We start from the raw sequence: 23,854 nt of genomic DNA, 5'->3' as shown, positions 1-23,854 counted from the left end.
CGGCCGATCGAATCACTCGACTACTGGTCCTCCCGGATGGCGTGCGGCCACAGTGGGTCTCGTCCGGTCAGGCCGGCGACCCGGTCGACGAGGGGCGCGTCGTCGGGCACCTCGACGACCGGCCCGAACATGCCGTCGCGGTCGTCCTGCGGCTGGGGCGGGTAGTGGAAGTCGAACACGACCTGCAGGATTTCGTCGGGGACGTCGAATGCGATGTCTGCGGCGCGTGCGACATCCCAGCCGTGCAGGACCAGTTCCGACAGCGCGACCATCCCCATGATCTCGGCGGGCAGCTCGACGCCGCCCGCCTGGGTCATGCCCTCCCACGCTGCGGTGTCGTTCCAGGAGTCGGCGAGGTCGCACACGTGACGGTGCAGGTCGTCTCGCCATTCCGGCGCCAGTCGGCTCTGCCCTGGGTTCGGCGGCGTCGAGGTCAACGGACCGAAGTCTTTGCGAGCCGCGGCCGCGAACGCCTGCGCGAGTCCGTCGACGTGGGCGAGCAGTGCGGCGAGATCCATGTCGCGACACGGGGTCGGACGGTCCAGTTCGGTGTCGGGGATCGTGGCGGTGAAAGCGAGCATGTGATCGGTCGCCGCAGATATCAGGCGCGCCTGGGTGGTGTCGGTGGGCATCCGAGTCCCTCTCCTCGTGTCTGAGTGCTCACCGGGACTGACCACCCGGCCGTTGATTTCTCATCGGACGCACGACAGGGCTGTGGATGCGGCGCTCGAGCCGCCGGCAGCGGCTACCTCAGACCTGACGGCACGACGTTGCCGTCGACCGTCACCGTGACCTCGCCGGTCGTCGTGTTCTCGGAGATCTCGCCGTGTTCGAAGGTCACCGTCTCGAGAGGCCCGTCGACCGTCACGTCACTGGTGGGGACGCCGAGAGGTCCGGCCGAACCGTTGGTGCCGAGGAGCATTGGGGTGCCGTCCGGGGCGCGTTCGGTGTTCCATGCGTCGCGGATCTTGCCGGAGGTGACGATGTATGCGGGCGTTCCGGGGTCGCTGTTCTTCGCGATGATCACACCACCGCGGAATTGTTGGTACACGACACCGCTCTCGCGAGTGCCGGCGTTGTGATCGCCGGTCAGCGGCCTGCCCAGCGCTTCTCGTTGTGCCTGAGTCGCCGAGGCGTACTTGATCGCGAGCGGGCCGGTGAGCGTCACCGACACGTCGTCCTCACCCGTCACCGTCAGCTCGGAGGGGTCGGCCCCGGGATCAACGGCGGCCGCGGGGGTGGAGATGGACGAATCGCGGTCAGCCTCAGCATTCCCACACCCGGCGGCGGCAAGCGCGATCACGAACCATCCGGCAACGAACGCGGCGCGACGGAAAGCCGTCTGCTTCATAGGTGTCTCCCGGACTCTCGACGTACAGCCGATCCAAAACGCCCGAATCGGACGGATTTCGCACGAGTCTATCCGCCACGGTCGCGGGCGGGCGGCCACCTCTGCGTCGGCGAATGCCCGACCCTGTTCGCGGCCGAGTGGCGTTCACCCGTGCCGGCGGCGGTATTCGGCGGCGGCTCCCGGGTGCAGGGGGATGGGCCCGGTGACGATCAACGACTGGGCGTCGAGGAACTGACTGCCGATCGCCTGGGCCGGTACGAGCTGGGCCGACTCGTCGAGCAGCAGGTCGACGACGGCCGCAGCGGTCGCGTCCGGCACGTCCCGTCGAGCGAGCAGTAGGTTCGCGACCCCGACGGTGGTGACCGCCGGATGCCGACCGTAGATGTCGGCCGGGATGCGCACGGGCTCGTACGCGAGGCCGTGCCGCTGTCGTAGCGCCGGCACGATTCCGCCGAGGTCGAGTAGAGCGATCGGTACCTGCGGGTCGGCGAATGCCGGGGTCGGCAGACCACCCGCCCACATGACCGCGTCGACCTCTCCGGCGGCGAGCGCGGCGCGGGCCTCCCGCATCGTCTGGCGAACCGGCCGGATGTCGCGTTCCGGACCGAGTCCGGCTGCGACGAGAACCCGCTGCGAGAGTTCCGCGGCCCCGGAACCCGGTGCGCCGACACTCACCACCCGCCCACGGAGATCGGCGACCGTTGCGATGCCCGAATCGGCGCGGACCGCCACCTGGAAATAGTTCTCGTACACGCACCCGAGCGCGGTCAGCTGCGGGTCCGCACGTTCCACGGCAGCGTCGCGGAGGCTGAGGGCGAGCTCCGCCGAACCCGCGGAGAGGGCGTCGAGGTTCTCGGCGGAGCCGTTGGACCGCAGGGGCCGGATCGGCGGTGCACCCGACCGGTCAGCAGCCGCCGCGAGGAGACCGGCGAACTCCCAGAAGAAGCCGCCGGTCTCACCCGCCGCGAGGCGGACCGGTGAGCCGCGCTCGTCGCCGCACGCGGACAGCAGGAGCAGCGCCCCCATGCCGGAGCACCCGCGGAGCACGGTCCGACGATCGACCGACCCGCGCGCGTACGACATGGTGTCACCTTAGGCCCGCCGCGCGCCGACCTCGGCGTCGACGAAGGCCCGCCCCTGCTCGCGGTCGAGTGGCGTCTCCGCCTTGTTGCGCAGCACGAAGATGTAGACCAGCAGCGACACCGCGATCACGGCGGTGACGTAGGCGATGAACCACGGGACGTGACCGCCGTTCTTCGCCGCCTGGTAGATCAGCGGTGCGGTGCCGCCGAACGCCGAGTTGGCGAGGGCGTAACCGAGGCCCACGCCGAGAGCACGGACGTGCGACGGGAACAGTTCGGCCTTCACGATCGCGTTGATGGAGGTGTAGCCGGTGAGGATGATGTAGCCGATGCCGAGCAGCGTCAACGACGCGGCCACCGAGGTGGTCTGGGGCAGGTAGGTGATCAGGACGTAGGTGTAGATGACGCCGCCGACACCGAAGAAGACGAGCACCGGCTTGCGTCCGACCTTGTCGCTGATCATCCCGCCGATCGGCTGCAGTGCCATCAGGAACACCAGTCCGATCAGGTTGATCCACGTGCCGACGCGGCCGTGGTCCTCGTAGGCGGTCTTGACGATGGCCGGGGCGTTCACGCTGTAGGTGTAGAAGGCGATGGTGCCGCCGATGGTGACCAGGAAGCAGACCACCAGCGAGCGCCAGTGGTGCAGGATGAGTTCGCGAATCGATCCGGACTCGGAATCGGCGCCGGTGCGCACGGCCTCCAACTGCTCCGGGGTGAGCGACTCGTCCATGCTGCGGCGCAGCCAGAAGACCACGACCGCGGCCACACCGCCGATGAGGAAGGCGATGCGCCAACCGAAGTCGGAGATCTGGTCCTTGTCGAGGAAACCCTGCATCACGAGCAGTGTGAGCTGCGCCAGCACGTGTCCGCCGATCAGCGTGACGTACTGGAACGACGAGAAGAACCCTCGACGCTCACGCGTGGCCGCCTCGGACATGTACGTCGCCGACGCACCGTACTCGCCGCCGGTCGCGAAGCCCTGCACCAGACGACAGAGGACCAGGACGACCGCCGCCCAAACTCCGATCGATTCGCGGCCCGGTGTCAGTGCGATGACCAGCGAGCACGCGGCCATCAACGACACGCTGAAGGTCAGCGCCGCGCGCCGGCCCCGTCGGTCGGCGTACCGGCCGAAGAACCAGGAACCCACCGGCCGCATCAGGAACGTGACGGCGAAGATGGCGTACACGTAGACGGTGGAGTTCTTGTCGGCCGAGTCGAAGAACTGGCTCTCGAAGTACGTCGCGAACACCGTGTAGACGTAGACGTCGTACCACTCGACGAGATTGCCCGAGGAGCCGCGCAGGGTGTTGTAGACGGCGCGGCGAGTGGCCGCGGCCGAGGATGTCGGTGGTGCGCTGCGCGCATCCGCGGCGAGCCCGGTGGTCGAGTCGGTCATCAGTCCTCCAGTCGTCGAACGTGCACCCGACACGAGTCCGGCGTCGGTGCCCTTAACACTGTGAAGGCAGTCACAGGCTCGACGAAAGCCGATCTCGGTTTCCTAACACTCCCTTAGGACTCGACATCCGGCGCGAGATTCGCCGCCGGTATCCAGAGGTCGATCCGGAGTCCCGTAGGGCGTCCGGCGCGCACCGTCAGTTCGCCGCCGGCGCCCTCGATCAGGGCCCGGGCGATGGACAATCCGAGTCCGGAGCCCGGTGCGCTGCCGGTCGCCGCGCGGAAGAACCGTTCCGTCACGCGAGGCAGCTCGGAGGCGGGCACACCGCGACCGGTGTCGGCGACCCAGATGCGGATACGCGGCCCTTCGGATCGGCAGCCCAACTCGACGGACGCGTCCGGTCCGGCGTGATTGACCGTGTTGCTCATCAGGACGTCCAGCACCCGGATGAGGTCGTCCTCGTCGACCGCGGCGATCATCGACCGTGGCCGCTCCGGCGGCAAGGTGATCGACGCCGACAGGCCCGCCTCGGCGAACGCTCCCGCCCAGAAGTCGTGACGTTCGGTCAACACGGTGGCGACGTCGCAGACGCCGGTGGCGGAGACGGCGGGCCGCGATTCGGCGGTGGCGAGGACGAGCAGGTCCTGAACGATGCGGTCCAGCCGATCGATCTCCACGAGCGTCTTCTCATGCGACGCGAGCGATCGGCCGGTCAGGCCGAGACCGAGAGTGTCGAGCCGAAACCGGACCGCGGCGAGCGGATTACGCAGTGCGTGAGCGGTGTCGGCGACCAGACGACGCTGCGCTGCGGTGGCGTGCTCGACGTCGTCGGCCATGGCGTCGAAGATGCGGGCCAGCTCACGGACCTCCGGCGGGCCGCTGCGCCGGGGATCACGATGTCCGTCCGGCCGCGGTTCGACCGCGTCCGGAACGTGGTCGACGATGGATGCGCGCAGCGAGCGCACCCGGGTCGTCAACGCGGTCAGCGGACGAACCGTCCACCGCGACAGCGCAACCGCGATCAGCGACCCCACGAGCAGCATGGCAAGAGCACCACCGGCGATCATCGCCCAGTACCTGGTGACATCCCGCTTCGCCGCCGACGTCGATGCCGCGATCACGACCGCGCCGTCGACCTGACTGCCCGTACCGATCGGTCGGGACACCAGTACCGATGCGGGCGACCACGGCGTCAGACCCGACGGGATCCGCGTGCGCTGGTTGCGCAACGCCTCGGAGACCGCTTCGGCGACCTCCGGCGACCGGGCCGAGAGGCCGGCCGAGGCGCGTGTCGTGCCGGCTCGATCGACCACCACGACACCCTCGCCATAGAGGGCGTTGTAGCGCTCGACAGCCTGCTGTAGCTCGGTGCCCCGTATCTCCGGTTCGCGATCGGCGAGGTCGGCGAAGTAGGTCGCGGATGCGGTTCGGCTCTCGGTGAACCGTTGCAGCCGTTCACGACTCACCGTCGAAGCCAGGGGGACGGCCAAGCCGAGGACCACGATCGCCGAATAGGCGACGAGGACGAGCAGCACACGCCGCCACATCGCTCAGGAGTCCCAGCGGTAGCCGTACCCGCGGATCGTCTCGATCACGCCGGGTCTGCCGAGCTTCGCCCGGAGTGCGGTCATGTGGACGTCGAGGCTGCGGGAGATCGCGACGTAGGCGTCGCCCCAGATCGCATCCATCAACTGTTCGCGGCTCACGGCCTCGCCGCGGCGTCCGACGAGGTGCGCGAGGAGTTCGAACTCCTTCGGGGTGAGTGCCACGTCGGCGCCGGCGACGGTGACCCGTCGCGCATCGAGGTCGACCGTGATGTCGCGGGTCGATATCTGCCGCCCTGCGACGGCCGGCGCGTCGGCGACCCGCCGACGGGCGGCCACCTCCAGTCGCGCCATCAGCTCGCCGAGCCGTGCCGGTTTGACCACATAATCGTCGGCGCCCCCGCGCAGTGCCCGCACCACCGATCGCTCGTCGTCCCGCGCGGTGAGAACCACGACCGGCAGCCGGCTGACCGTCCGCAACCGGCGCAATACGGTCAGTCCGTCCTCGTCGGGTAGTCCCAGGTCCAGAAGGGCGAGGTCGAAGTCCCGGTGACCGAGCAGGAGGTCGGCTCCGCGACGCATCCGGCGTGGCTCGTGGCCGACCTCGATCAGGGCGTCGACGAGGGCGTCACCGACCCCGTCGTCGTCCTCCACCACCGCGATACGCATCGCCTCTCACGGTACGACAGCGGGTGACCGGTGAACCGGTGCCACCTCGGGGATGGACCTCCGGCGAACAGGGTCAGAGGGCGATCTGCCGGTTGACGTCCTTGTAGAGCAGGTAGCGGAAGTCCGACGGTCCGCCGGCGTAGCAGGCCTGGGGGCAGAAGGCGCGCAGAGACATGTAATCGCCCTCCTGGACCTCCACCCAGTCGCCGTTGAGGCGGTAGACGGCCTTGCCCTCGAGGACGTAGAGGCCGTGTTCCATCACGTGGGTCTCGGCGAACGGGATCGATCCACCGGGCTTGAAGGTGACGACGTTGACGTGCATGTCGTAGGCCAGGTCCTGCGGGTCGAGCATCCGGGTGGTGCTCCACGCGTCGGTGTCGGGCATCGGGGAAGGCTCGATGTCGCGCTCGTTGCCGAACTTCGGGGCCGGGGTGTGACCCGCGATCGGCTGGTAGCGCTTGCGGATCCAGTGGAAGGTCGTGGTGGCGTCGCTGCGGTTGTGCGCCGACCATGCGGTACCTGCGGGCAGGAACGCGAAGCCGCCCTCGGCCAGCGTGTGCTCCTCACCGGCGACGGTGACGGTCAGCGTGCCCGCGGTGACGAAGAGAAAGCCCTCGACCTCCGGCTGCGGCTCCGGGGCATCCGATCCGCCGCCCGGCGCGACCTCGACGATCGACTGCGAGAAGGTCTGCGCGCCACCGGGAACCGGGCTGTTGATGACCCAGGCGCGGGTGCCGGTCCACTCGGGGAAGACCGAGGTGACGATGTCGCGGAGCACGCCGCGCGGGATCACCGTGTAGGCCTCGGTGACGATCGCGCGGTCGGAGAGCAGGTCGGTCTGCGGCGGGAGCCCACCGGCGGGGGTGTAGTACGGGGAGGCGGTCATCGTGGTGTCCTCTTCGGCGGATTGGTTGATGGTCGTTCGGGGCTTGCGGGTTCAGGCGGCGGGCGGCCGGTGGAGTGCGAGTTCGCGCACCTTCGCGATGGGCAGATCGGTTGCCGTCTCGACCTCGTCGACGGTCAGCGCGCCGCACACCTCGCCGCGGCGGATGAAGCCGGCCAGAGCGCGGGCGGTCGCGGGTTCGTCGAGCACCGACGAGGAGATCTGGTGTGCGTAGTTGCGCAGTCGCTCTGCGGCGGAATCGAATCCGTCGCGGTAGAAGGCGTACGTCGCGAGGAATCGGGTGACGAGCTGGGCCGGGTGGAGATCCCAGCCCTGGTAGAAACCGCGTTCGAGGTGGCGGCGGACCAGTCGCGAGTGCAGGGCCCAACCGGCTTCGACGGCCTCGCGGTCGCCGACCGGGAGGATGTTGGTCGACCCGTCGGACAGGCGCACGCCGGTGCCGGCCGCGGCCAGCTGCATCACGGCCTTCGCGTGATCGGCGGCCGGATGTTCCATCGACTGGTACGCGGCGGCGATGCCGAGGGATGCGGAGTAGTCGTAGGTCCCGTAGTGCAGCGCGGTCACCCGGCCCTCGCCGGCGTGGATCATCTTCGCGACCGGCGCCGATCCGTCGACGCCCATCACCGACTGCGGGGTCTCCACCTGGATCTCGAAGCCGATCCGACCGTCCGGCAGTGCGTGGATGCGCTCGAGCTCGCGGGCGACGGTGACCATCGCGGTGACCTGATCGGTCGAGGTCACCTTCGGCAGGGTCAGCGTCAGGCCGGCTGGGAGGTCGCCGGTGTCGGCGAGTCCGGAGATGAACAGGTCGAGGGTGCGCAGGCCACGAGCCCGCACATCGGACTCGAAGCATTTGAAGCGGATGCCGATGAACGGCGGCGAGGTGTCGCCGGCCTCGCGGATCGCGGCGACGGCAGCCGCCACCGCTGCGTCCTCCTCGTCGTCGGAGCGGACGCCGTAACCGTCCTCGAAGTCGACGCGCAGATCCTCGACGGGCTCGGTGTGCAGCTTCGCCTCGACGAGGGCCGCGAGTTCGGTTGCGGTCGAATCGGTTCGGGCGACGGTCGCGCGGGCGATCGCGTCGAGGCCTCCGTGCTCGGCTGCGGTGTCCAGTGCCGTGCGGCCCCACTCCCGGGCGAGGTCCGCGGAATACCGGTCGGCGGGGACATAGACGGTGTGGATCGGTTGCCGGCTTCCGTCGTCGCCGGGATACCTCTCGGCCAGCAGGGCGTCCGCCGGGGCGAGGGCTGCCTCGACCTCCGCCAGGAAGGCCGCACCGAGGCGGCCGGGCTGCACGCTCATGAGGAGTCCTCCGTCGATGATGGAAAAATAATTCCGCAGAGTGGACTTTACCTGACTCGGCGCACGTCGTCAGGCCGAGGTGTTGGTGGACCCCAATTGTGGTTTCACATCATGGAACGTAATCTTGCGCCGAACTGTGGAGGTGGCAATGGCGGGTAACTCGGGTGGCGTCCAGTCGGTCGAGCGGGCTTTCGAGCTGCTCGAACTCATCGGTCGCGCCGGTGGCGAGTGCTCCCTGAGCCATCTGTCGTCGGAGTCGCCGCTGCCGCCGCCGACCATCCACCGGTTGCTGCGCACGCTCGTGGGCATCGGGTACGTCCGGCAACTGCCGAACCGGTCGTATGCGCTGGGCCCGCGGCTGATCCGCCTCGGCGAGGTGGCCAACCGGCAACTCGGCGCGGTGGCCGCACCGGTATTGGGTTCGCTCGTCGCCGAACTCAGTGAGACCGCGAGCCTCGCCGTGCTCGACGGCGACATGGTCATCTATGCGGCGCAGGTCCCCTCGCCGCACAGCATGCGCACCAACAACGAGGTCGGGCGTCGGGTGACGATGCACAACACCGCCGTCGGCAAGGCGGTGCTCGCCGAACTCGACGACGCTCGAATCCTCAAGCACGTCACCCAGGCCGGGCTCACGCCCGCCACCGAGTGGAGCGTCACCTCGTTGTCCGGCGTCTTCGCGGCCGTCGAGCAGGTGCGTGCGGAGGGCGTGGCCACCGACGAGCAGGAGTACGAGGTCGGGGTCTGCGGCATGGCCGTCGCCGTACCCGGTGCGCCGACGCCGATGGCGGTCGGCATCTCGGGTCCGGTCGCCCGGTTCGACGAGGATCTGCGAGCGCGGGCGGTCGGCGCCCTGCGGGCGGCGGCTGACACCATCTCCGAGGCTCTCATCGGTGCGAGGGAGTCGTAGGCGACTCTCGTTCGTGCGGCGGGGTCAGATGGTGAGCTTGGTCGGCGACGTGCGGTTGGCCGAGTCGCCGCTCGAGCCGTCGCCGATCTGGCCGTCGTTGTTGAAGCCCCAGCACCAGACCGAGCCGGAGGCCATCGCACACGACGTGCCGTTGCCGGTCGAGATCGAGGTGACGTCGGTCAGGCTGCTGACCTCGCGCGGGATCTTCACCGAGCCGCCGCTGGAGCCGAGCTGGCTGCGGTCGTTGTCGCCCCAGCACCAGGCCTTTCCGTCGGCGACCGCGCAGGTGGTTCCCCAGTCGGTGGAGATGGCCGACGCCTTCGAGATGTTGTTCACCTTGGTGGGCGTCTTGCGCGGTTCGGCCGTGCCGTTGCCGATCTGGCCGTAGGCGTTGGCGCCCCAGCAGTACGCGTCTCCGCCGGAGATCGCGCAGGCCGTCTGGAAGTAGGTACTGGTGTTGGTGGACGGGTCGTTGTCGTCGTAGGGGGCCGACTCGTGGTAGCCGCCGAGGCTGATGGCGGTGACCTCGTCGAGCCCGCCGACCTTCACCGGCGCCGACCGTTGGGTGGTGCTGCCGTCGCCGATCTGGCCGCTGTCGTTGTTGCCCCAGCAGAATGCCGAACCGTCGGAGACGGCGCAGGTGGTGCCGTAGGCGGTGGTGATGTCGGTGACGACACCGAGGCCCGGAACCTTGGTGGGCACCGAGACGGCGTCGCTGCCGCCGGTGCCCAGCTGGCCGTATTCGTTGTTGCCCCAGCAGTACGCGTCTCCGCCGGCGATCGCGCAGCTGGTGCCCCAGCCGGTGGTGATCGCCTTGACCTCGGAGAGCGTGCCCACCTTGGTCGCGGTCTCGACGATGTTGCCGTCGGAGCCGTTGCCGACCTCGCCGTAGTGGTTGTTGCCCCAGCACCACGCCTCGCCGGCGGCGACCGCGCACGCCGTGCCGACGTAGGTGTTCTCACCGGTGAGGTAACCGCCGACGGAGACCGACGTCGCGTCGGTGACACCGCCCACCGTGGCCGGACGACTGTGCGGAGTGGTCGTTCCGTCGCCGAGTTGGCCGGTCGTGTTGTCGCCCCAGCAGTTCACCGTCTCGTTGACGATCGCGCAGCTGGTGCCGAAGTCAGTGCTCACCAATGGCTGTGCGACGGTTGCTTTTTCGGGATCGTCGGCGGCGCTGCTCAGGAGGACCAGTCCGGCGATCGCACCGATGACGACGACCAGCACGGCACCCAGTACGCCGGCGATGATCAACCCGGTGCGCTTCTTCTTCGGCGGTGTCCCCGGGTAACCGGCCTGCGTGTACGGCATCGCACCCTGCGGTTGTGAACTGTAGAGCGGTTGCGGTCCAGACGAATTCGGCCCAGAAGAATTCGGCCCAGAGACGTTCGCGGTCGCGCCGGGCCCCGAGGGGTGGCTCATCAGCGGCTGCGGGCCGGACGGTCCGGTCATCGTCGGCTGCGGGGGTGGGGTGTACTGCCCGAAGGGTTGACCGAACGGCTGTTGCTGGGCCGACGGCGCGCCGGTGCCGCCGCCGACGAGCGTGGGCGGGGGAACTGATGCGGCCGCGATCGTATTGCCCTGCGCGGACGGCGATTCGATCGCCGACTTCAGGGCGGCGGCGAAGCTGCGGCAGTCGGGGTAACGGGCCGCCGGGTCCTTGGCGAGTGCGCGCTGGAAGACCGGGTCGAGGTGCGCGAGGTCGCCGCGCAACTGGCCGATGTGGGGGACCGGCCGCTGGATGTGGCCGAGCATCACCGACGGCTCGGACTGGCCGACGAACGGTGGTTGCCCGGCGAGCAGTGCGTAGGCGGTGCAGGCCAGTGAGTACTGGTCGGAACGTGCTGTGGCGTCGGCACCTTCGAGGGTCTCGGGTGCGGAGAACGCGACGGTCCCGATGAACGAGTGGGTGCCGGTCAGATTGGCCGACCCGGCGAGTTTCGCGATGCCGAAGTCGAGGACGAGGGCGCGGTCGATCACTCCCGAGGCCGGGTCGCGGGTGACGAGGATGTTGGCGGGCTTGATGTCCCGGTGCACCACCTGATGGCGGTGTGCATAGTCGAGGGCGTCGGCGACCTGGGTGACGACCGTCGAGACCTCCGCCGGCTTCAGGCGCTCCTCGGTGAGGTCCTTGCCGTCCACATAACTCATCGAGAACCACGGCGAACCGTCCTCGATGCCGTACTGGTGGATCGTGATGATGCTGCGGTGATCGAGTTTCGCGGTGGTCTTCGCCTCGTTGGTGAAGCGCTGGTTGAACCCGGGCTGTGCGCTGACGGCGGTCGAGATGACCTTCAGCGCCTCACGCCGCTCGAGTTGGAGGTTCTCGACGAGATACACCTCGCCCATGCCGCCGGCACCCAGCTGGGAGATCACGCGGTAGCCGGCGATGTGGGTGCCCGGACTCAGTGGCACGGCGACACCTCTTTCTTACGGTGAGAAGCGATTACAGGAGAACTCGAACTCGTGGCGGTCGTACGCTGGGACGATACCGATACGGCCCCGGTCCGGGGCACCCTTCAATCGGATGACCGACGAGTGGATGACGGCCATGTCTAGTACCCGATCCGGGTGGGCGTGAGCTTGTCGTCGGTGCTGCCGATGCCGAGCTGACCGGTCGCGTTGAAACCCCAGCACCAGACGTCCGACGACGCGAGTGCGCACGACGTCCGTTCGCCGGTCGAGATCGCGGCGACATCGGACAATCCGTTGAGCCGGGTGGGATTCGGGCGGTCCTCGAGCGTGCCGTCGCCGACCGACCCCCACGCGTTGGCGCCCCAGCAGTAGCCGACGCCGCCGGCGATCGCACAGGTGGTGTGCCCGGTTCCGGTGCTGATCGCTGTCGCGTCGTCGACGCCGGAGACGAGCGTCGCGGTGGTGCGGGAGTCCCTGGTCCCGTCGCCCAGTTGTCCGAAAGCGTTGTTGCCCCAGCAATATGCGCTGCCGCCGGCGATCGCGCAGGCGGCCTGGTCGCCCGCCGACACGGAGGTCGCGGCATCGAGGTCGGCAACCCTCGTCGGCTTGGGCCGGTTGTAGGTGGTGCCATCACCGACCTGGCCGTTGTCGTTGAGGCCCCAGCAGTAGGTGTCGCCGCCGGCGACCGCGCAGGTGAAGTTCACCCCGACGCTGATCGAGGTCACGTCGTCGAGCCCGGCGACACGCACCGGACGGTACTGGTTGGCCGTGGATCCGTCGCCCACCTGATCGAAATCGTTTGTGCCCCAACAGTAGGCGGCTGCGGCTGCGATGGCGCACGTGGCCCAGTTGGCGGTCGAGATCGCGGTGACGTCGGCGAGGTCGGCCACCGGGGTCGGCTTCAGTCGGCTGGTCGTCGTGCCGTCGCCGAGTTGTCCGTAGTCGTTGTTGCCCCAGCAGTAGGCGACGCCCTCGGCGACCGCGCAGGTGTTGGGCCCGCCGGTCGTGATCGAGGTGACGCCGGTGAGGTCGGCGACGCGAGTGGGCGTCCAGCGGTTCGTCGTGGTCCCGTCGCCGAGTTGTCCGGCCTGGTTGTCACCCCAGCACCAGGCGGCACCGTCGCGGATCGAACAGGTGGTACCGAGACCCGCACTGAGTTTCACCTCCTCGGCCGCAGCCGCCTGCGGACTCGAACCGCCGGCACCGCCGCTGTCGTCGTCGCCGCGCGTGAGGAGAACGACGGTCGCGACCACCGCGAGCAGCGCGACCACCCCGATCGCGCCCACGAGCAACGGCCAACGGCGCCGCCCGCCCGGCGGTGCCGCCCGGGTGGGGGCGGAGTGGCCGGGCAGCGGGGGAGTGAAGCCCGGTCCGGAGACCTGCTGCGTCTCCTGCGGCTGCCCCGGCGCAAACAGAGGTGGTTGTGGTCCGGGATACGGGTGCTGCGGGGGCGGTGGCCGGGTCGTCGGACCGGCCCGCGGCGGGACGATCTGTGTCGCTGCGGTGCCGGTGCCGGTCGCAGCGAGCGCCCGCCGCAGATCGAGGGCGAAGTCGGTGCACGTGGGATAGCGGTCCAGCGGGCCGCGGGCCAAGGCGCGGTCGAAGACGGGGTCGAGCGCGGCGAGGTCGGGCCGGTACCGGCTGATCCGCTCCGGCGGTGACGTCAGCTTCGCGACGATGTGCCGGGTCTGGGTGTCGGCCTCGTACGGCGTCGCGCCGGACAGCAGTTCGTAGGCGGTGCAGGCGAGCGCGTACTGATCCGACGCCGGGCCGGCCGGTTTGCCGTCGAGGATCTCCGGGGCGGCGTAGACCAGCGTGCCCACGAACGACGACGGTGCGGTCAGCGTGGTCGCGGTGGCGAGCTTCGCGATCCCGAAGTCGAGGACCACGACCCGGTCGAGGGCGTCGCCCATCGCCCGCCGGGTGACCAGGATGTTGCCCGGTTTGATGTCGCGGTGCACGACACCGTGGGTGTGTGCGTAGTCGAGGGCGTCGGCGACGCGGTCGACGATGGTGAGGATCTCGTCGGGCCGGAACGAGCCGCCCCGCAGATCCCGTCCGTCGAGGTAGGCCATGGTGAACCACGGGTCGTCGTCGGTGACGCCGTAGTGATAGATCGTGACGATGTTCGGGTGGTCGAGGGAGGCGGCGGTCTGGGCCTCCCGGCTGAACCGGCGGACGAATTCCTCGTCGACGGTCTCGGCGACCGAGATGACCTTGAGTGCCTCGCGGCGTCGGAGTTGCGGGTTCTCCACCAGGTAGACCGTGCCCATACCGCCCGCGCCCAGGCGGCTGATCACGCGGTAGCCGGCGACCTGTTCGGGGTGGTGGGCCATCATCGCCTCCTGGTGGCGTGACCTGTGATGCGACGACGATAACGCCGGTGCGGTCGCCATGCCCGGACACCGCACTTCTTTCATTCGAATGGCGTGGCACAATGCTCCCGTGGCAAACAACAGTGGTGACAAAGCCGGCAAGAAGCACTACGTCGACAACGGCTGGCCGAAGGACGAGGACGGCAACCATCCCGACCACGCGGTCTCCGAACTCGCGACGCACATCTCGGGTGCGCTGTCCCCGTTCGGTGACACCGAGTTCCCGCTCCCGGTCGACGACCTGCCTTTCGTGCAGGCGAAGACGGTCGTCAACCGCTGACGCCGATGCCGACCACCGGAACTCCCAGCGGCGGGTCGGTCTCTCCGGAGGAAGGCGGCCGCCTGTCGCACATCGACAGCAGCGGCACGGCGCGCATGGTCGACGTCGGGCACAAGGCGCCGACGAAACGTCGTGCGATCGCCGGCGGCACCTTCCACACCACGGCCGAGGTGATCGGCCTCCTCAGTGAGTCGAAGCTGCCCAAGGGCGATGTGCTGGCGACCGCCCGCATCGCCGGCATCATGGCGGCCAAGCGCACCGACGAGCTGATCCCGCTGTGCCATCAGCTGGCGTTGTCGTCGGTCGAGGTCGACTTCACCATCGGCACCGACTCCATCGACGTGACCGCGACCGTAGCCACCTCCGGCCAGACGGGCGTCGAGATGGAGGCCCTGACCGCGGTCGCCGTGACCGGGCTGACGCTGCACGACATGGTCAAGGCCGTGGACAAGCGCGCCCGCATGGACGGCATCCGCCTACTCGAGAAGACCGGCGGCAAATCCGGCGACTGGCTGCGGGACAACCCGGCCGATGGCTGAGACCACGCCCGACCCCGCACGGCAGCGCGTCGCGCAGATCGTCGTCGCGTCGACACGGGCGAGTACCGGGGTCTACCCCGATCGCACCGGTCCGATCATCGAGGCCTGGCTCGTCGAGCAGGGTTTCTCGGTCGCCGAACGCGATGTGGTGGCCGACGGTCCGCCGGTGGGCGCCGCGATCCGCGCCGCGGTCTACGCCGGCGTCGACCTCGTGCTCACCACCGGGGGAACGGGTCTGTCACCGACCGACCGCACCCCCGAGGAGACACGGCCGCTGCTCGACGTCGAGATCCCCGGCCTCGCCGACGCCATCCGCGCGGCGGGGCTGCCGAAGGTCCCGACGGCCGTGCTCTCGCGTGGCCTCGCCGGTATCGCCGGGACGACACTGGTGGTGAACCTTCCCGGCTCGACCGGCGGCGTGCGGGACGGCCTGACCGTCCTCACCGGCGTCGTGCACCACGCCCTCGACCAGATCCGCGGCGGGGATCACTGATCGTCCCCCGATCAACCGTGACAAGACAGGATTGACCAATGACCGTAGTCGTACACACCGCGGTGTCGGACCAGCCCATCGGGCTCGCCGACCACGAGGCGATGGTCGCCGACGCCTCGGACGGCAAGGCCGGTGCGATCGTCGGCTTCGTCGGGGCGGTCCGCGACCACGACGGCGGCCGGACCGTCGCCGAATTGGCCTACTCCGCCCATCCGACGGCGCCGAAGGTGCTCGCCGAGGTCGTCGAAGAGGTGTCGGCGGTCGAGGGTGTCCGCGCAGTCGCCGTCTCGCACCGCGTCGGCGACCTGGAGATCGGCGACGTCGCCTTCGTGGTCGCCGTGGCCGCCGACCATCGCCGCGCCGCCTTCGAGACCTGCGCCCGGCTCGTCGACGAGGTCAAGGCGCGTATCCCGGTGTGGAAACACCAGTACTACGACGACGGCACCGAGGAGTGGATCAACTCGGCTTAGCCCTTCGAGGCTCGTCGCTGCGCTCCTCGCACCTCAGGGAGCGAGAGACCTAGGCCCCGGCGCCGCCGTCGACGGGCACGATCGCGCCGGTGACGAACGAGGCGCGGTCGCTGAGCAGGAACGCGGCGACCTCGGCGATCTCGCGCGGCTCGGCCATCCGGCCGAGGGGAGTGGAGTCGCTGATCCAACGGGAGACCCCCGGGCTGGCCGCCTCCCACTCGTCGATCATCTCGGTGGCGGTGCCGCCGGGTGTGAGCCCGTTGACGCGGATGCCGTCGCGTGCCCAGCTGACGGCCGCAGTCTCGGTGATGCTGTTCAGTGCGCGCTTCATCGCCCCGTAGGCGGGAAGGTCGGGGTTGGCGCGTCGCGACCCGATGCTCGAGGTGTTCACGATCGCGCCGCCGCCATTGCGCTGCATCAGCGCCGCTTCGGCGTTCATCGCGATCCAGTGCGAGCGGAAGTTCACCGCGAACTGCCGGTCGATGTCGGTTGCCGTGGTGTCCTGCAGCGGACCGGGTACCTCCTGGACGACGGCGCCGTTGTTGAACGCGCCGTCGAGGCGGCCGTGCAGGTTTTCGACGCGGGCGATCGCGGCGTGGACGCTTGCATCGTCGGCCAGATCGAGAGCCACCGCGTCGGCGGTGCCGCCGGTCGACCGGATGTCGTCGACGATCCGCTCGAGGGCATGGATGCCGCGCGCACCGAGCACGACCGAGGCGCCCTCGTGGGCGAACAGATGTGCTGCGGCGGCGCCGATTCCGCGGCTGGCGCCGCTGATGAAGATGACCTTGCCGGTGAGCAGGCCGATGGACGGGGTGGACCGGATATCGGTGTCGTGTGTCATGGAACTCAGCGTGGCCGTGGCGGGCGAGCTCATTCAGGCACAGGCTGTACTACTCTCCGCCGGCCGATCGGACGCACACTCGAGGTATGGACAAGCACGGACTCGCCTCGTTCCTGCGGAGTCGACGTGAGCGTTTGCAGCCGGAGGACGTCGGTCTGCCGGCCGGTACGCGGCGTCGGACTCCCGGGCTGAGGCGGGAAGAGGTCGCGGTGCTCGCGCACATCTCGACCGAGTACTACGTACGGCTCGAGCAGGGCCGTGCGCCCCGGCCGTCGGCGGAGGTGCTCGTCGGCATCGCCGGAGCGCTGCTGCTCACCGACGAGGAGTCCGACCATCTGCACATGCTCGCCGGAACAGCTCCACTGCGAACCGCCCTCCACCGGCGGGACGTGCGTCCGAGCATCGTCGCACTGCTGGACCGCATGCCGCAGACCGCGGGATTCGTGATGTCGGCGATCTTCGAGGTTCTCGCCTGGAATGACCTGGCGGCCGCGCTTCTGGAGGACTTCGGCGAACTCGGCCCGGCCGATCGCAACCTCGCGCGCCGGGCGTTCCTCACCGACGACGCCGCGCCGCTGTACGGCATCTCCGACGGCGCGGAGTTCCGCCACCACGTCGTCGCGAGGTTGCAGCTGGCGGCGACCCGCTATCCATCGGACCCGGCGGTCGTCGGTCTCGTCGAGGATCTGCGGGAAGGCAGCGCACAGTTCGCCCGGCTGTGGGACCAGCACGACGTCGCGGCTGCACCGACGCTCCGGAAGACCCTGCGGCATCCCGTCGTCGGAGAGATCACGGTCGACTGCGATTCGCTGGAGCTCGCCGAGCGGGACCAGCATCTGGTTCTCTACAGTGCGCCGGCGGGTTCGGCGGACGCCGAAGCGCTCGCCCTACTGCAGGTCCTGGGTTCCGACGCCGCCGGGCTGTCGGAAGCCACCTGAGAATTGGAAAAGGGCCCCGCACGGATCAGTCATCGTGCGGGGCCCTTCGTCTGGGTCCCTCTGTGCGCTGCGGATTGTGTCCGAGCCGCTACAGGTAAGGGCTGCTACTCGTCAGGGGTTGGGCAGCAGGTGCTTGTTGTCGTTGAACAGCTTGATCTGTTCCGGGCTCAGCGAGACACCACTGTTCTTGGCGGCGTTCCAGAGGTTCTCGACCTCGGGGCTCACACCGGCGTCGGTGAGAACCGAGGTGACCTGCTTGGCGACGTCGTCGGTGGTCTTGGCCTCAGGAGCCTTGACGAGGCTGAAGCTGCCGTTGCCGTCCTGGAGCTTCTTGACGATCGGGGCCGGGACATCGCTCGGAGCGGTGCGCGGGGTGTGGCCCGACAGGCCGACGCCACAGGTGGGCCATGCGCCCTTGCCCTGCGAGGCGAGCACGCGCTCGGCGACGACGATCTGCTCCTCGCGGGTGGCCTGCTCGGCGGTCGGGGCGAACTCGCCGCCGCCGTGGCCGCTCCAGGTGCTCGGCGAGAACTGCAGGCCGCCGTGGTAGCCGTTGCCGGTGTTGATGGCCCAGTTGCCGCCGGACTCGCACTGGGCGACCTGGTTCCATTCGGCATCGGTTGCCGCGTTCGCGGTACCGGTGCCCAGAAGGGCGGCTCCGCCACCGAGGACGGCGCCGGTGAGGGCGACCTTGGTGAAGGTCTTGGTGGTCGAGCTGGTCGTCTGCTTGCGGTGACGTCCGGACATAGATCGATTCCTCTCTCCACGCGCCTACGAAGTCAGCTGTCGGGTTCGAGCGAGAGGTTGCTCGGCCCCAGTGCATCACCGGGATTTGTTAATCACGGTTCTGCGCCTGGGACTTAACCCCTAGGACACCTGGTGTGGTGCCCGGTCTCAGGGGATGAGGTTGGGTCCCCCGTCCTCGCTCCTAGATTTCGTGCGGTCGTACCCTCCGGCGGAGCGAGGCTCGGCGCGGCCGGCGGGACGTATGTTCTGTTTCCTTACCGTGACCTTCGAGAAGGTCGCTTCGTACAGTACGTCGTTCGATCGGCCGATTCACCTGCTTGTACGCAACTTATTTTTTCTTCAGAACCTGGTCTCCCGACCAACTTTCGGCGTCATCGCAGTTCATCGGGCCGGATGCGCTCCCGTGGCCATCTCGTTACCGCGCCGTTATGTGACTAAGGTCACACGGTGGTTGTGGTGTCAGCCACCGGCGAACGGGGGAAGGACGTCGAGTGTCGAGCAGGTGCCGAGCTGGAGTGAACGGTCAGTGAAGGCGATCTCGTCGCGGAGATAAGAGCAGCGCTCCAGTACCTTTGCGAGTTCGGCGTTGCCGGCGGACAGCGTCGACTCGAGGTCGCCGAGGGTGGTCGCGGGGTCGATGTCGACGACACGCGACTCGGTACCGGCGGCGGCGCGAGCAGCGGCGAAGAAGCGGACGGTGAGGTTCATCGGGGCCGAGCCTATCCGCCGATGGCGGACATCGGCCGCGTCGGCTGCACGAAGCCGGCGGCGTTCACCTCGTGCCCAGGAGCCTTCTGCCACATGTCGGTGCGCCACAGCGCGGCAACGGCGGCGTCGACCTCGTCGTCGGGCAGCGTGCGCAGCACGGCGCGCAGATCGGTCTCCGACGAGGCGAACAGGCAGTTGCGCAGTGACCCGTCGGCGGTGAGCCGGGTGCGGTCGCAGTCACCGCAGAACGGACGGGTGACCGAGGCGATCACGCCGACCTTCGCCGGGCCCCGCGACGTCCGATGGCCGTCGACGATCCAGGTGGCCGCCGGGGCGCTGCCGCGCGGTGCGGGATCGGGCAGCAGATCGAACCGTGTGCGCAGCGTCGCGAGGATCTCGTCGGCGGTCACCATCCGGGTCCGCTGCCAGGCGTGGTCGGCGTCGAGGGGCATCTGTTCGATGATGCGCAGCTCGTAGCCGTGTTCCAGGCAGTAGGCGAGCAGGTCCGGGATCGCGTCGAGGTCGGCACGGTCGGGGATCACGGCGTTGACCTTGACCGGGTCGAGACCCGCGCGCTTGGCGGCGGCGAGACCGGCCAGCACGTCGTCGAGCCGGTCGCGCCGGGTGATCTCGGCGAATCGTTCGCGGTCGATGGTGTCGAGGGAGATGTTGATGCGGTTCAGTCCGGCGGCGACGAGGCCGTCGATCCGCCGGGTGAGACCCAGCCCGTTGGTGGTCATCGCTATCTCGGGCCGTTGGGGCAGGGCGGACACGGCGCCGATGACCTGCTCGAGGTCGCGACGCAGCAGGGGCTCACCGCCGGTGAAGCGGATGCGTTCGATCCCCAGGTCCCGGACCGCGACCGTCAGCACGCGGATCAGCTCGTCGGCGCTCAGCACCGCGTCGTTGGGCATCCAGTCGAGTCCCTCGGCCGGCATGCAGTAGGTGCAGCGCAGATTGCACCGGTCGGTCACCGAGACCCGCAGATCTTTCGCCACCCGCCCGAACGTGTCGCGCAGCGGCCCGCGTGTGGGCACGTCGGATGGCGCCCTGGCCGTCATCGACCGTGGCGTGGGGATCCCGAGTCCTACCGTGCTCACGCTGTCCTGCGGATCACGTGGCGTTCGGGTCCTTGCGGGCCTCGAGAGCTCGGAAGGTGCTGGCATGGAACACGAGCGGCTCGACCGTGGGGTCGGCGCGCAAGGTGTTGATCTCCAGCAGCACGACGGTGTGATCACCGGCCTGGATCTCGTTGTGGATGGTGCACGACAGATGGGCGGCAGCGTCGGGGACGAAGACCGCCCCGGCGTCGGTGCGCAGCGGCGTGATGCCGTCGAACCGTCGCTCCGACGGACCGGCGAGTTGCTTGCAGACATCGGTCTGGTCGCCGGCGAAGACGCTCACGCCGATGGCCGGTGCGGTACGGATCTGCGGCCACGTCGTCGACGTGTTCTGGACGCAGACCGATACCAGTGGAGGGTCGAGAGAGACGGTGGTGAAGGAGCTCGCCGCCATTCCGATCAGCGTGGTCGAATCTCCCTCACCCTGAAGGCAACACACCGCGACGACGCCGCTGGGGAAGCAGCTGAACGCTGCCCGGAGGGCCTTGGCGTCGGAGACGGGGGCAAGTTCTGGGGTGGTGTCGATGGTCGCGGTCACGGTCCTCACCTGGCTCGGCGTCCGGCACGGAGTGCGTACACCAGGCCGAGGAGAAAACCCAGCGGTGCGCACATGGTCAACAGGTAGACGAAGGTCGGTGCGGTGTCGCCGTCGGTGACGAGCGGGGTCACGAACAGGGCCACGAGGGCGATGAGTCCGATCGCGAAGATCACCATGGCTGCCTGCAGCAACCGCGGGGACGTCGTCTTCTGCATGTCGTCCACGGTAATGCACACTCCGGCAGTGCGACGCCGCGCGAGGGGCTGACCGGTAGGGCGGAGGTAATGGTGTGACCGCGGGGTGGGGTGTTGGCTACCATGGGGCGCAGCAGGCGCCTTGCATCCGTCTGGGCCCATACGGACTTTCCGCCGTGGGTCGTGTGATGGGTGACGGCGTCTTTTGTTGTGACAGGCAGATCAGCTAGAGATCTACGACGTACAGATGAGGGTGAGCACAGTGCCGACCGGCAAGGTGAAGTGGTACGACGCGGACAAGGGCTTCGGCTTCCTCGCTCAGGAGAGCGGTGAGGACGTCTACGTCCGTTCGTCCGCCCTGCCCGACGGGGTGGAGGCCCTCAAGCCGGGGCAGCGCGTGGAGTTCGGCATGGCTGCCGGTCGCCGCGGGCCGCAGGCACTGAGCGTCAAGGTTCTCGATCCGGCGCCGAGCGTGTCGAAGAACGTGCGCGAGGCCGCCCGCAAGGAGACCAAGCGCCACACCCCCGACGAGCTGCACGGCATGGTCGCCGATCTGATCACCTTGCTCGAGGGCAAGGTGCAGCCGGATCTGCGCAAGGGGCGTTACCCCGACCGCAAGACCGCGCAGCGGATCTCCGAGGTCGTTCGCGCGGTCGCTCGCGAACTCGAGAGCTGAGCTCCGTTCTTCGAGCACTGAGCCCGACGCCGCGCGGCGTCAGCCCAGGTACTGCAGGAAGTTCTCCGGCGCGGTCTGCGCTGCCAGCACGCCGCGCGGGATGATCTCGTCGTTTGGTGTCAGCCGCGCCGACGCCGGGTAGACGGTGACGCCCAGCAGGACGTATTCGGGTGCCGTCTTCAGCGTGACCGTGTAGGTCTCACCGGACGCCTGGGGCTGCTCGTCCTCGACGAGTCCCTTCGGCGTCCAATAGACGGCCGCGAGGTTCCACGGGCCCTTCGCGATGTCGCCGGAGACCGACAGCATCACCGTGTCGCCGACCGCCACCGGAACCCGGGGAGCCTCGCGCTGCGACGTGCCCAGCGGCGGGTCGCATTCGTCGAGCATCAGGTCGCACCACCGCACCGGCTCGACGGTGTAGAGGTTCTTGCCGACGGCGATGTGGAGGTACGGCCGGTCGTCGTGCGAGGAGTTGCGGGTCAGCAGGAACACCGAGACGCCGACGACTGCGACGAACGCCACCACGACGATCGCGATGATCGAAAGAGCTTTCTTCTCACCACTGCTGATCACGGTCGGCGATGTCCTGTCTGGTCGGGGGCGGGGCGGTCTCCGGGGGCCCGGTCACCGGAGTTCGGGAACGGTGCCGTCGACGGCATCCGTGTGGTCGTCGGCCGCTGGGTATGCGCCCGGGTGGGTGCCGATCCCGGGCCGGTGCGGGGTGCAGCGTCCGAGCCGGCGGCCCGGAATGCGACCGTCGGTGCGGCGTGGTCGGGGCGCCGACCGCCCAGGCCCGGCACCAGCGACGACCCGCGGGTCGTCATCACGGTCTGGACCAGGCCCAGCCCGAGCAGCACGGCGACGACGGTGAAGCCGATCCACAGGGTCGGGGGCAGCAGCACACCGAGCGAGGCGCCGAAGACCCACGACAGCTGCAGGACCGTCTCCGAACGACCGAAGGCCGACGCGCGCGATTCGTCGGGCAGATCGTCCTGGATCGACGAGTCGAGGCACACCTTGCCGATCGCGCTGGTGCCCGAGGCGACCAGGGCGGCGACCGCCGCGAAGAGGATGTTGCCGAAGATCGCCGCGAGGACCGCGACGGCGAAGCAGGCTGCGGTGGCCCAGACGATGATGCCGGGCGGGTTCTTCAGCTCCAGCCGGGTGCCGACGCCGTTGCCGAGCATGTTGCCGATACCGGCCGCGGCACCGACGGCGCCGAGCAGGAGCAGCTGCGTCCAGTCCGACGCGTCGCCCTGCTGCGCCTTGGCGTAGAAGGCCACGAACAGCGTCAGGAAGCCGGTGAGGATGCGGATGGTGCCGTTGCCCCACAAGCCGGCCACGACCGTGCGGCCGAGCGGCTGACGCATCTTGGCGGCGAGCATCTTGGCGCCCTCGCGGGCACTGGTCGGCTCGTGTTCGGGCACGCTCGAGCGGGCGGGTTCGCCGTGATAGGTCAGGGTCGTGGGGATCTCGCCCTCGGTCGACTCGACCCACGACGGGATACGCATGCACAGGTAGGCGCCGGCCGCGGCGACGATCGCCAGCCACACCATCGCCCCCGGCAGATGCAGCGGTAGCAGTTTGCCGAGCAGCATCTCGATCAGCGCGGCCACCGCGCCGCCGACGATCGTGCCGCCGATCAGGCCGAAGGTGGTCAGGCGGGAGTTCACCCGCGGCAGGTCGATGGTCGGGGGCACCACACGCGGGGTGACCGCCGATTTGAGCACGCCGAAGGATTTCGACAGCACCAGCAGGCCCAACGCACACGGATAGAGCACCCACGGGTCGTACTCGAGTTGCTGCGTGACGTCGTTCCACTGGACGTTCGCCATGATGAGCAGCGCCAGGATCACGCGCAGACCGAAGGTCGCGGCCATCGCGATACGACGACCGCGCTGGAGCCGGTCGAGCAGCGGACCGATCAGGGGAGCGATGAGCGCGAACGGCGCGATCGTCAGCGCCAGGTACAGCGCGACGTTGGTCTTGGATTCACCCGTCGCGGCCGCGAAGAACAGGGTGTTGGCCAGCGCGACGGCCATTGCGGCGTCGGCGGCGAAGTTCGCGATCACCGGCAGGGTGAGCGCGGTGAGGCCGGACTGGTCGGCGCCGTCGGCGGTCGCGGCCCGATGGATCTTGCCGATGCCCTTGCCCGTCAGTTCCCGGCTGCGCATCGCGGCGACCCGCATCACGGTGAGCTTCTTGGGCGTTCGCGGGCCGTGGTCGGCGGGCATCGCGTGGGTCGCGGACTCGTCGTACTGCGGCTGACCGCGGTCGTCGAGCGGCGGCAGATGGGGATTGTGGGTGGGCGGGGGCAGGTAGGCGTTGCGGCCGGGACCCGGCCCGGGCGGC

25 protein-coding genes and 1 riboswitch are annotated in these 23,854 nt (G+C 69.1%); of the genes, 7 read left to right on the top strand and 18 right to left on the bottom strand.

Annotated features, from left to right (window positions below):
• Nucleotides 1-20 precede the first annotated feature (20 nt).
• The 8 genes from GONAM_RS18015 to GONAM_RS17980 form a co-directional block, all read right to left on the bottom strand.
• Nucleotides 21-632, bottom strand: coding sequence for a TIGR03086 family metal-binding protein (locus tag GONAM_RS18015; RefSeq protein ID WP_006868193.1), 612 nt, complete (start codon nucleotides 630-632; stop codon nucleotides 21-23).
• Nucleotides 633-745: 113 nt separating this feature from the next.
• The gene (locus tag GONAM_RS18010) at nucleotides 746-1,351 is read right to left on the bottom strand and encodes an LGFP repeat-containing protein (RefSeq protein WP_006868192.1); all 606 of its coding nucleotides are present in this window, start codon (nucleotides 1,349-1,351) and stop codon (nucleotides 746-748) included.
• Nucleotides 1,352-1,495: 144 nt separating this feature from the next.
• Nucleotides 1,496-2,434: a TAXI family TRAP transporter solute-binding subunit gene (locus GONAM_RS18005; RefSeq protein ID WP_006868191.1), complete on the bottom strand. Its 939-nt coding sequence runs from the start codon at nucleotides 2,432-2,434 to the stop codon at nucleotides 1,496-1,498.
• Nucleotides 2,435-2,443: 9 nt separating this feature from the next.
• Nucleotides 2,444-3,835, bottom strand: a complete 1,392-nt coding sequence (locus tag GONAM_RS18000; RefSeq protein WP_006868190.1) for an MFS transporter — start codon at nucleotides 3,833-3,835, stop codon at nucleotides 2,444-2,446.
• A 113-nt stretch (nucleotides 3,836-3,948) separates the two neighbouring features.
• Nucleotides 3,949-5,382 (bottom strand): sensor histidine kinase, encoded by a 1,434-nt coding sequence (locus GONAM_RS17995; protein WP_006868189.1) that lies wholly within the window; start codon nucleotides 5,380-5,382, stop codon nucleotides 3,949-3,951.
• Between the two features lie 3 nt (nucleotides 5,383-5,385).
• Nucleotides 5,386-6,048 (bottom strand): response regulator transcription factor, encoded by a 663-nt coding sequence (locus tag GONAM_RS17990; RefSeq protein WP_006868188.1) that lies wholly within the window; start codon nucleotides 6,046-6,048, stop codon nucleotides 5,386-5,388.
• A 73-nt stretch (nucleotides 6,049-6,121) separates the two neighbouring features.
• A complete protein-coding gene (locus GONAM_RS17985; RefSeq protein ID WP_006868187.1) occupies nucleotides 6,122-6,934 on the bottom strand; it encodes a bifunctional allantoicase/(S)-ureidoglycine aminohydrolase in 813 nt (270 codons plus the stop codon).
• 51 nt (nucleotides 6,935-6,985) lie between these two features.
• A complete protein-coding gene (locus GONAM_RS17980) occupies nucleotides 6,986-8,254 on the bottom strand; it encodes a DUF6986 family protein (RefSeq protein WP_006868186.1) in 1,269 nt (422 codons plus the stop codon).
• Nucleotides 8,255-8,402: 148 nt separating this feature from the next.
• Between GONAM_RS17980 and GONAM_RS17975 the strand changes: the two genes are divergently transcribed.
• Entirely contained in the window at nucleotides 8,403-9,164 is a 762-nt protein-coding gene (locus GONAM_RS17975) for an IclR family transcriptional regulator (RefSeq protein ID WP_006868185.1), read from the top strand.
• Nucleotides 9,165-9,188: 24 nt separating this feature from the next.
• Here the strand turns inward: GONAM_RS17975 and GONAM_RS17970 are convergent, their stop codons facing one another.
• A complete protein-coding gene (locus GONAM_RS17970; protein WP_006868184.1) occupies nucleotides 9,189-11,579 on the bottom strand; it encodes a protein kinase domain-containing protein in 2,391 nt (796 codons plus the stop codon).
• Nucleotides 11,580-11,719: 140 nt separating this feature from the next.
• The gene (locus GONAM_RS17965; protein ID WP_006868183.1) at nucleotides 11,720-13,915 is read right to left on the bottom strand and encodes an RCC1 domain-containing protein; all 2,196 of its coding nucleotides are present in this window, start codon (nucleotides 13,913-13,915) and stop codon (nucleotides 11,720-11,722) included.
• Between the two features lie 88 nt (nucleotides 13,916-14,003).
• Here GONAM_RS17965 and GONAM_RS17960 point away from each other — a divergent pair, with 88 nt between their 5' ends.
• The 4 genes from GONAM_RS17960 to GONAM_RS17945 are packed head-to-tail and all read left to right on the top strand — an operon-like array spanning nucleotide 14,004 to nucleotide 15,736.
• Nucleotides 14,004-14,234 (top strand): hypothetical protein, encoded by a 231-nt coding sequence (locus GONAM_RS17960; protein ID WP_006868182.1) that lies wholly within the window; start codon nucleotides 14,004-14,006, stop codon nucleotides 14,232-14,234.
• Nucleotides 14,235-14,239: 5 nt separating this feature from the next.
• A complete protein-coding gene (gene moaC / locus GONAM_RS17955) occupies nucleotides 14,240-14,773 on the top strand; it encodes a cyclic pyranopterin monophosphate synthase MoaC (protein ID WP_006868181.1) in 534 nt (177 codons plus the stop codon).
• Nucleotides 14,766-15,266: a MogA/MoaB family molybdenum cofactor biosynthesis protein gene (locus GONAM_RS17950; RefSeq protein WP_006868180.1), complete on the top strand. Its 501-nt coding sequence runs from the start codon at nucleotides 14,766-14,768 to the stop codon at nucleotides 15,264-15,266. Before moaC ends, GONAM_RS17950 begins: the two co-directional genes overlap by 8 nt.
• 38 nt (nucleotides 15,267-15,304) lie before the next feature.
• A complete protein-coding gene (locus GONAM_RS17945) occupies nucleotides 15,305-15,736 on the top strand; it encodes a molybdenum cofactor biosynthesis protein MoaE (protein WP_006868179.1) in 432 nt (143 codons plus the stop codon).
• Nucleotides 15,737-15,785: 49 nt separating this feature from the next.
• Here the strand turns inward: GONAM_RS17945 and GONAM_RS17940 are convergent, their stop codons facing one another.
• Nucleotides 15,786-16,580 carry an SDR family NAD(P)-dependent oxidoreductase gene (locus tag GONAM_RS17940; protein WP_006868178.1) on the bottom strand — a complete coding sequence of 265 codons (795 nt, stop codon included), beginning with the start codon at nucleotides 16,578-16,580 and terminating at the stop codon, nucleotides 15,786-15,788.
• 86 nt (nucleotides 16,581-16,666) lie between these two features.
• On the opposite strand from GONAM_RS17940, the gene GONAM_RS17935 reads away from it, so the two are divergent.
• Nucleotides 16,667-17,518, top strand: coding sequence for a helix-turn-helix domain-containing protein (locus GONAM_RS17935; protein ID WP_006868177.1), 852 nt, complete (start codon nucleotides 16,667-16,669; stop codon nucleotides 17,516-17,518).
• A 111-nt stretch (nucleotides 17,519-17,629) separates the two neighbouring features.
• Here the strand turns inward: GONAM_RS17935 and GONAM_RS17930 are convergent, their stop codons facing one another.
• From GONAM_RS17930 to GONAM_RS17910, 5 genes are all read right to left on the bottom strand, one after another.
• Nucleotides 17,630-18,265 (bottom strand): transglycosylase family protein, encoded by a 636-nt coding sequence (locus GONAM_RS17930; protein WP_006868176.1) that lies wholly within the window; start codon nucleotides 18,263-18,265, stop codon nucleotides 17,630-17,632.
• Nucleotides 18,266-18,270: 5 nt separating this feature from the next.
• Nucleotides 18,271-18,470, bottom strand: a riboswitch (cyclic di-AMP (ydaO/yuaA leader).
• Between the two features lie 254 nt (nucleotides 18,471-18,724).
• Nucleotides 18,725-18,973 (bottom strand): MoaD/ThiS family protein, encoded by a 249-nt coding sequence (locus GONAM_RS17925; protein ID WP_006868175.1) that lies wholly within the window; start codon nucleotides 18,971-18,973, stop codon nucleotides 18,725-18,727.
• A gap of 11 nt (nucleotides 18,974-18,984) precedes the next feature.
• Nucleotides 18,985-20,073: a GTP 3',8-cyclase MoaA gene (gene moaA, locus GONAM_RS17920; RefSeq protein WP_040536872.1), complete on the bottom strand. Its 1,089-nt coding sequence runs from the start codon at nucleotides 20,071-20,073 to the stop codon at nucleotides 18,985-18,987.
• A 13-nt stretch (nucleotides 20,074-20,086) separates the two neighbouring features.
• Nucleotides 20,087-20,632 carry a flavin reductase family protein gene (locus tag GONAM_RS17915; protein ID WP_006868173.1) on the bottom strand — a complete coding sequence of 182 codons (546 nt, stop codon included), beginning with the start codon at nucleotides 20,630-20,632 and terminating at the stop codon, nucleotides 20,087-20,089.
• A gap of 5 nt (nucleotides 20,633-20,637) precedes the next feature.
• Complete coding sequence (locus GONAM_RS17910) at nucleotides 20,638-20,847, bottom strand: hypothetical protein (RefSeq protein ID WP_040536876.1); 210 nt, start codon at nucleotides 20,845-20,847, stop codon at nucleotides 20,638-20,640.
• A gap of 241 nt (nucleotides 20,848-21,088) precedes the next feature.
• Here GONAM_RS17910 and GONAM_RS17905 point away from each other — a divergent pair, with 241 nt between their 5' ends.
• The gene (locus GONAM_RS17905; protein WP_006868171.1) at nucleotides 21,089-21,502 is read left to right on the top strand and encodes a cold-shock protein; all 414 of its coding nucleotides are present in this window, start codon (nucleotides 21,089-21,091) and stop codon (nucleotides 21,500-21,502) included.
• Nucleotides 21,503-21,541: 39 nt separating this feature from the next.
• On the opposite strand, the gene GONAM_RS17900 is transcribed toward GONAM_RS17905, so the two are convergent.
• Nucleotides 21,542-22,075, bottom strand: a complete 534-nt coding sequence (locus tag GONAM_RS17900; protein ID WP_006868170.1) for a DUF2771 family protein — start codon at nucleotides 22,073-22,075, stop codon at nucleotides 21,542-21,544.
• On the bottom strand, nucleotides 22,072-23,854 hold a 1,783-nt coding region (locus GONAM_RS17895), incomplete at its 5' end, for an MFS transporter (protein ID WP_006868169.1). The genes GONAM_RS17900 and GONAM_RS17895, both read right to left, overlap by 4 nt.

It is taken from the genome of Gordonia namibiensis NBRC 108229 (genome assembly GCF_000298235.1).
Taxonomy (GTDB): Bacteria; Actinomycetota; Actinomycetes; order Mycobacteriales; family Mycobacteriaceae; genus Gordonia; species Gordonia namibiensis.
Note: the sequence above shows the minus strand (reverse complement) of the source record. Positions and strands in the feature narration are given on the sequence as shown.